4 protein-coding genes are annotated in these 6,219 nt (G+C 40.9%); all 4 read right to left on the bottom strand.

Annotated elements, in window-relative coordinates; translation table 11 throughout:
• Positions 1-9: 9 nt before the first annotated feature.
• A complete protein-coding gene (murA, locus tag DDR33_RS12830; protein ID WP_109416204.1) occupies positions 10-1,335 on the bottom strand; it encodes a UDP-N-acetylglucosamine 1-carboxyvinyltransferase in 1,326 nt (441 codons plus the stop codon).
• Positions 1,336-1,413: 78 nt separating this feature from the next.
• Positions 1,414-2,070: a DUF4290 domain-containing protein gene (locus DDR33_RS12825; protein ID WP_109416203.1), complete on the bottom strand. Its 657-nt coding sequence runs from the start codon at positions 2,068-2,070 to the stop codon at positions 1,414-1,416.
• A 51-nt stretch (positions 2,071-2,121) separates the two neighbouring features.
• Positions 2,122-4,401 (bottom strand): ATP-dependent helicase, encoded by a 2,280-nt coding sequence (locus DDR33_RS12820; protein WP_109416202.1) that lies wholly within the window; start codon positions 4,399-4,401, stop codon positions 2,122-2,124.
• A 162-nt stretch (positions 4,402-4,563) separates the two neighbouring features.
• Positions 4,564-5,997 carry a tetratricopeptide repeat protein gene (locus DDR33_RS12815; RefSeq protein WP_146198759.1) on the bottom strand — a complete coding sequence of 478 codons (1,434 nt, stop codon included), beginning with the start codon at positions 5,995-5,997 and terminating at the stop codon, positions 4,564-4,566.
• Positions 5,998-6,219: the final 222 nt, after the last annotated feature.

Genomic DNA, 6,219 nt, shown 5'->3' with positions numbered 1-6,219 from the left:
GTATGTTTGTCAGTGGCCTTTTGGTAATGCGTTAATACGCTTAATATCTGCACCAAGCGCTCTAAGCCTTATATCTATATCCTGATAGCCACGCTCAATTTGTTCTATATTATGAATAACAGATTTGCCACTGGCAGATAACGCCGCGATCAGAAGTGCAACGCCTGCACGAATGTCAGGAGAGGTCATTTCGATTCCTTTAAGCTGAACCTGCTTGTTCAATCCAATAACCGTTGCCCTGTGAGGATCACAAAGAATAATCTGGGCACCCATGTCGATCAGTTTATCCACAAAGAACAAGCGGCTTTCAAACATCTTTTGATGAATCATGACATTTCCTTTCGCCTGTGCAGCAACAACCAGTATGATACTGAGAAGATCGGGTGTAAAGCCAGGCCATGGAGCATCAGCGACTGTGAGAATTGAGCCATCTATAAATGTATCGATCTCATAATGCTGTTGTGATGGAATAAAGATGTCATCTCCTCTAAGCTCCATTTGTATCCCCAGACGACGGAATACGTCGGGAATGATCCCCAGTTCTTTATATTGAACATCTTTGATTGTAATTTCAGAAGCTGTCATGGCTGCAAGGCCAATAAATGATCCGATTTCGATCATGTCGGGAAGCAGTCTATGCTCCGTTCCTCCCAGGCTTTCAACTCCTTCTATGGTAAGCAGATTAGACCCGATGCCAGAAATTTGAGCTCCCATCCTGTTCAGCATTTTACAGAGTTGCTGAATATACGGTTCGCAGGCAGCGTTATATATAGTAGTCGTTCCTTTAGCAAGTACCGCAGCCATTATAACATTGGCTGTCCCGGTGACAGAAGCTTCATCAAGTAATACATAGGTGCCTCTCAACTGGCTCGCATCCACATTGAAGAAGTTGGTTTCAGGATTGAAGTTGAATTTTGCACCAAGCTTTTCAAAACCGAGAAAGTGAGTGTCGAGTCTTCTTCTTCCTATTTTGTCTCCTCCTGGTTTCGGAATCGCGGCCTTTCCAAATCTGGCCAGCAGGGGGCCTACAATCATGATGGATCCCCTAAGGCTTCCTCCCTTGGCCTTGAACTGTTCCGATGAAAAAAAGTTCAGATCAATGTTGCGGGCCTCGAATGTATATGTATCCTTGCTAGTATGTTCTATGTTAACACCCAGGTCTCCCAGTAATTCAATCAGCTTGTTGACATCCTTAATATCAGGTATATTACTGATGGTAACTTTTTCTTCTGTCAGAAGGACCGCGGATATCACCTGTAATGCCTCATTTTTTGCGCCCTGGGGAATAATCTCTCCTTTCAGAGGCTTTCCTCCGTTAATTTCGAATGCATTCATATCTGAAATTATAAAGTTACAGGCACTAAATTATACCTCCCTGAAGGGGATACAAAATTCAAGCCCATAACAGATAATTTAATAGCGTTTCCCGTTGTTTTTAATCTTACCTGGTTTCTGCCGGTTTTTCCCGTTCTGTCCATTCTTCTGCATCATTTTTTGACGCATACCAGGAGTAGTAGGTTTGAACTCGATTTTACTTAAACTAACATTCTCTTCCAGCTCAAGTTCTCCTTTTGAAAGTTCGCGAAGGTCATTTATGATTGTTTCATCGGCGACAGAATCCTTGTTCCAGGTTACATATGCCATTTTCATGAAATTGGCAATTGATTCGACCATTTGTTGCCTTCTCTCGGGATCTTCTATAGCCTTCGCTTTTTCGATCATAATCTCATTGGTTTTGCCATAGTGTTTATAGCGGATCCGTTGTTGAGGATAGCGTAACGGCTCGGGTTTAAGATGTAAAGCATCAGGGGATGGCTTGGGATATGGAGAGTCTACATCGATCTTAAAGTCAGAGATGATATGAAGATGATCCCATAGTTTATGCTTAAAGTCTGCAACGTCTCTAAGATGAGGGTTCAGGAACCCCATCAGATCAATTACCACCTGTGCGTGTCTGTTTCTTTCGTCTTTTGTAGGTAGTGTACAAATATAGGCAACCATGTTTTGTACATTTCTGCCGTATTCAGCAAGGATCAGTTTTCTCCTTGTAGTATTATAGTCAAATGTCATTTATCTAGTTAATTAGGGGAAGTATGTTCCTGTATAATTTCAGCAGGAAATTTAAGTTACTATACGAAGTTTTGCAAATTTAAGCAAAAGTTGTTTTTGTCCCAATTCTTTAAAGAAAATAGTTGCCTTTAAATCAGGCTTACTCCCTTCTATATTAATAACTTTTCCAAAACCAAAGCGTTCATGTTCAACTTCCATGCCAACTTGCAGGCCAGACGTGTCTGAAGGAGCAAATCCTGGAGAAGGAACATGTGCCTTGGGCAGAATCGATGTAGTCTTTTGCGCTGCCGGTGGCTTGGGTTTAGAGAAGGTGTCGTTTTGCTTTTGTCCCCATGCACTTCTTTCATTATCGAAGAAAGGATTCTTGTCAACCGATTTTTGTCGAGGTCTGAATTCCAGTTCCAGATATTTGGCGTCTATTTCATCAAGGAAGCGGCTCGGTTCGCAACTTGTCAGTGTTCCCCACCGATAGCGGGAAGTAGCGTATGAAAGAGTCAGTTTTTTTTCTGCCCTGGTAATAGCAACATAAAAAAGTCTCCGTTCTTCTTCAAGGTCGGAGCGCGAATTGAGAGACATTTGCGAAGGGAAAAGGTTCTCCTCAAGACCGACAACATATACGTTGGGAAATTCAAGGCCTTTGGCTGAGTGAATAGTCATCAACGAAACTGTATCAGCGTCAGGGTTCTTATCATTGTCGTCATTTGTCAGGAGTGCGACATCCTGCATGAAGACATCCAGGCCTTTTTCAGCTATATCTTCCCTTTCGGCAAACTCTTTAATCCCGTTCAGTAGCTCCTGAATGTTTTCATACCGGCTTAATCCTTCAACCGATTTGTCTTCGTAGAGATCCTTCAAAAGACCGGAATGCTGAGAGATGTGAAGTGCCGCATCATAAGCGCCCTGGTTTTTAGCGATCACCTGAAAACTCTGGATCAGAGTAGCAAAATTGCTCACTGCTGTTGCACTTCTCGAATCAAGGTATTTTCCGGCGTCCGTAACTACTTCCCAAAGCGTAATGTTGTTTTGGTCTGCCGCAATAATCACCCGTTCTACTGTGGTGTCCCCAATACCTCTTCTTGGATAGTTGATTACTCTTTTTAGCGCCTCTTCGTCGTTGGGATTGAATGTAAGCCTGAAGTAAGCGATCAGGTCTTTAATTTCCTTCCTTTGATAGAAAGAAAGGCCCCCATATATTTTGTATGGGACGTTCAATTTACGTAACGCCTCTTCCATCGCCCTGGATTGAGCATTTGTGCGGTAAAGGATAGCAAAATCATGGTAGCGGAGGCCTCCTACTGCTCTTTCCTGGGCAATGCTCTCTGCTATCATTTTGCCCTCCTCGTTGTCGCTGAAAGCCCTGCTTACCCGTATTTTGTCTCCCGTTTCATTCTCAGAGAATACATTCTTTTTAAGCTGGTTCTTATTGTTGGCAATAATGCTATTGGCAACGTTTACGATGTTCTGTGTCGAACGGTAATTTTGTTCCAGTTTAAATACCTTCAGGTCCGGATAATCCTTTTCAAAGTTCAGGATGTTCTGAATATTTGCTCCCCGGAAGGCATAGATACTTTGCGCATCATCGCCCACCACACAGATGTTCTCGTTAATGGCAGCAAGTTTTTTTACGATGAGATACTGGGAGAAATTTGTATCCTGATACTCATCGACCATCAGGTACTTAAATTTATTCTGGTATTTATACAAAACATCGGGATGCTCCTTCAATAGTACATTCGTTTTGAAGAGCAGATCATCAAAATCCATCGCACCAGCTTTGAAGCATCGTTGTGTATACAGTTGATAGATCTCGCCAAGTCTTCCTCTGCCTGAAGAAAAGTCTTCAGCCTGTATATGCTCGTTCTTTTGATATTCCGCAGCGGAGATAAGATTGTTTTTTGCTGAGGAAATTCTGTTATATACGAAGTTTGCATTGTAGAGCTTATCGTCAAGCTGCTGTTCTTTTAGAATAGCTCTGAGAAGACTTTTGCTATCATCGGTATCGTATATTGTAAAGTTGTTAGGATAGCCTATTTTCTCTGCCTCAACTCTTAATATCTTAGCGAAAACAGAGTGAAATGTCCCCATCCAGATATTCTTTGCTTCGGGCCCTACTACCTTCGTAATACGTTCCCTCATTTCTTTGGCCGCTTTGTTGGTAAACGTAAGTACAAGAATGTTGAACGGGTCTACATCAGATTTAATCAAATGTGCCACGCGGTAGGTGATGACCCTGGTCTTTCCCGAACCAGCACCTGCTACAATCATTACAGGCCCGTTGATCTGTAAAACGGCCGCTCGTTGTGAAGAATTTAATCCCTGTAAATATTCCAAAACCTATCTTCTTTTTGAGTGACAAACTTAGGTAAATTGCTTCTATATGCCAACTTGGAGAGCTTGCTTTTGTTCGTAAACCATATGGCATGGATGTCAGTTGGCTAATTTCTGCTGAAATAGTGTCTGCATCTGAATACTTCCACTTCCGGTATTAAATCGTTAGAAATCCTGATCCTTGGGATCATGAAGCGTTTTATTGATGTTCAAAATCTTATCATCGATTTCATTGACGCATTTGCCCACCTCTTTCACAAATTCATCTTTTTCAATCAGATCCTCCTGTTCCAGAAGCATCAAGCCTTTCATTGTAGCTATCGGACTTCTTATCTGATGGGATAAATGAGATGAATATGCAGAAAGTTTCTTGTTTTTGATCTGAAGGTCTTTCGTTCGTTCTGCAATGATTTCTTCAAGGTTATGGTTGATCCTGTCAAGGTTTTCCTTTTGAAGAGATATTTCATCATTTAATCCCTGAAGTTGCTTGTTGGTCTTGTTCTTTTTTCTAACATTCATCACAAGCAGGATAATGACGACGATTGAAAGGATGAGTACTACGAACGTGGCAATGTAAAGGATTCTGCTCGCTTTTTGTCGTTCTATTATTAGCTGGTTTTCCCTTTCTCTTTCACGAAACTTGTATTGCTCCTGGATTAAGCCGATCTTTCCTGACAAGTCATTGTTGTACGCGATACTATCCAGTCTGTATACCTCCCGCAGATAGTAAAGAGCTTGCTCATAGTTTTTCCTTTTACTTTCAAGCTCATATGAGGTGTATATATAATCCTGCTCGAGCTTTTTGTCCTTGACAAGTTGTGCATATGCGAGACCTTCGTTCCCGGTCTCTTCTGCCTTCTTAAATTTTTTCTGTTCAATGTAGACAGACGTCAGGGTAAGGTTAATGCTCGCAATTGTATTATTCAACTCATTTTCCTTGGCTTTTTTATTGGCTTCTATAAGAAGGCTCTCTGCCTTAGAAATTTGTTTCAGTTTAAAATAAATTACGCCCCGGTTTTGAAGCGATTGTGTAATCCCAATAGCATTGTTTAGCGATGTGAAGAGATTATAGCTTTTTTCGAAGTTAATAAGAGCCGTGTTATACTGTTTTTTTCTATAATAGATGATACCAATATTCAGATGACATCCGGCTATAAGATCTTGCATATTCAACTTCTTGGCCAGAGCTAATGACTGTTTAAAGAAAAAGAGTCCCTTATCATAATCTACTTCTCTATATAGATTACCAATATTGTTGTATAGCTTCGCTTGTCCATTCAGGTTCTTAGTCTCTTTGAATAAGGCAAGAGATGCTAAATATTTCGCTATCGCAGTGTCATTCCGGCCCACATAATAGTTGCCAATCCCTATAACTCTAAAAGATTCTGCAATACCGTTTTTAAAGTTTATTTTTGAAGCAAGTTTTAATGCTCTCTTCCCATATCCTATTGTCATTTCAGGATCGGTAAGCCTGGTCTCGTAACCTAGTCTGTTCAGAGTATTAACCTGCAAACTATCAGCGGTGTTCGATGGTTGTTGTGAATAACAAACTTGAGTTAAAAGAAAGTAAATTACGGCAAAAAGGCGGTATTCTCTCATTATATTCCTGCTGTAATATAGAGTTTTTTTTGGAAAGTTCTTGAGCCAAAACTTTGTTAAATTCGAGCTATATTTTAACAACTTACTAGACAATGAAAAAGATATTAATCGTAGCAGTATTATTCGGAATAGGATTCTCTTCCTGCAAGAAAGAAAATGAAGTAAAACCCTCAGTGAAGTCAGAAAAGAGTGTGATGGTCGGCGAGAAGAAGGACATGGGCG

It is taken from the genome of Pararcticibacter amylolyticus (assembly GCF_003130405.1).
GTDB classification, from domain to species: domain Bacteria; phylum Bacteroidota; class Bacteroidia; order Sphingobacteriales; family Sphingobacteriaceae; genus Arcticibacter; species Arcticibacter amylolyticus.
This window is presented reverse-complemented; position numbering and strand designations above follow the sequence as displayed.

Coding starts and splice junctions, on each gene's coding strand:
- murA (WP_109416204.1), bottom strand. CDS start 1,335: ATGAATGCATTCGAAATTAACGGAGGAAAGCCTCTGAAAGGAGAGATT.
- DDR33_RS12825 (WP_109416203.1), bottom strand. CDS start 2,070: ATGACATTTGACTATAATACTACAAGGAGAAAACTGATCCTTGCTGAA.
- DDR33_RS12815 (WP_146198759.1), bottom strand. CDS start 5,997: ATGAGAGAATACCGCCTTTTTGCCGTAATTTACTTTCTTTTAACTCAA.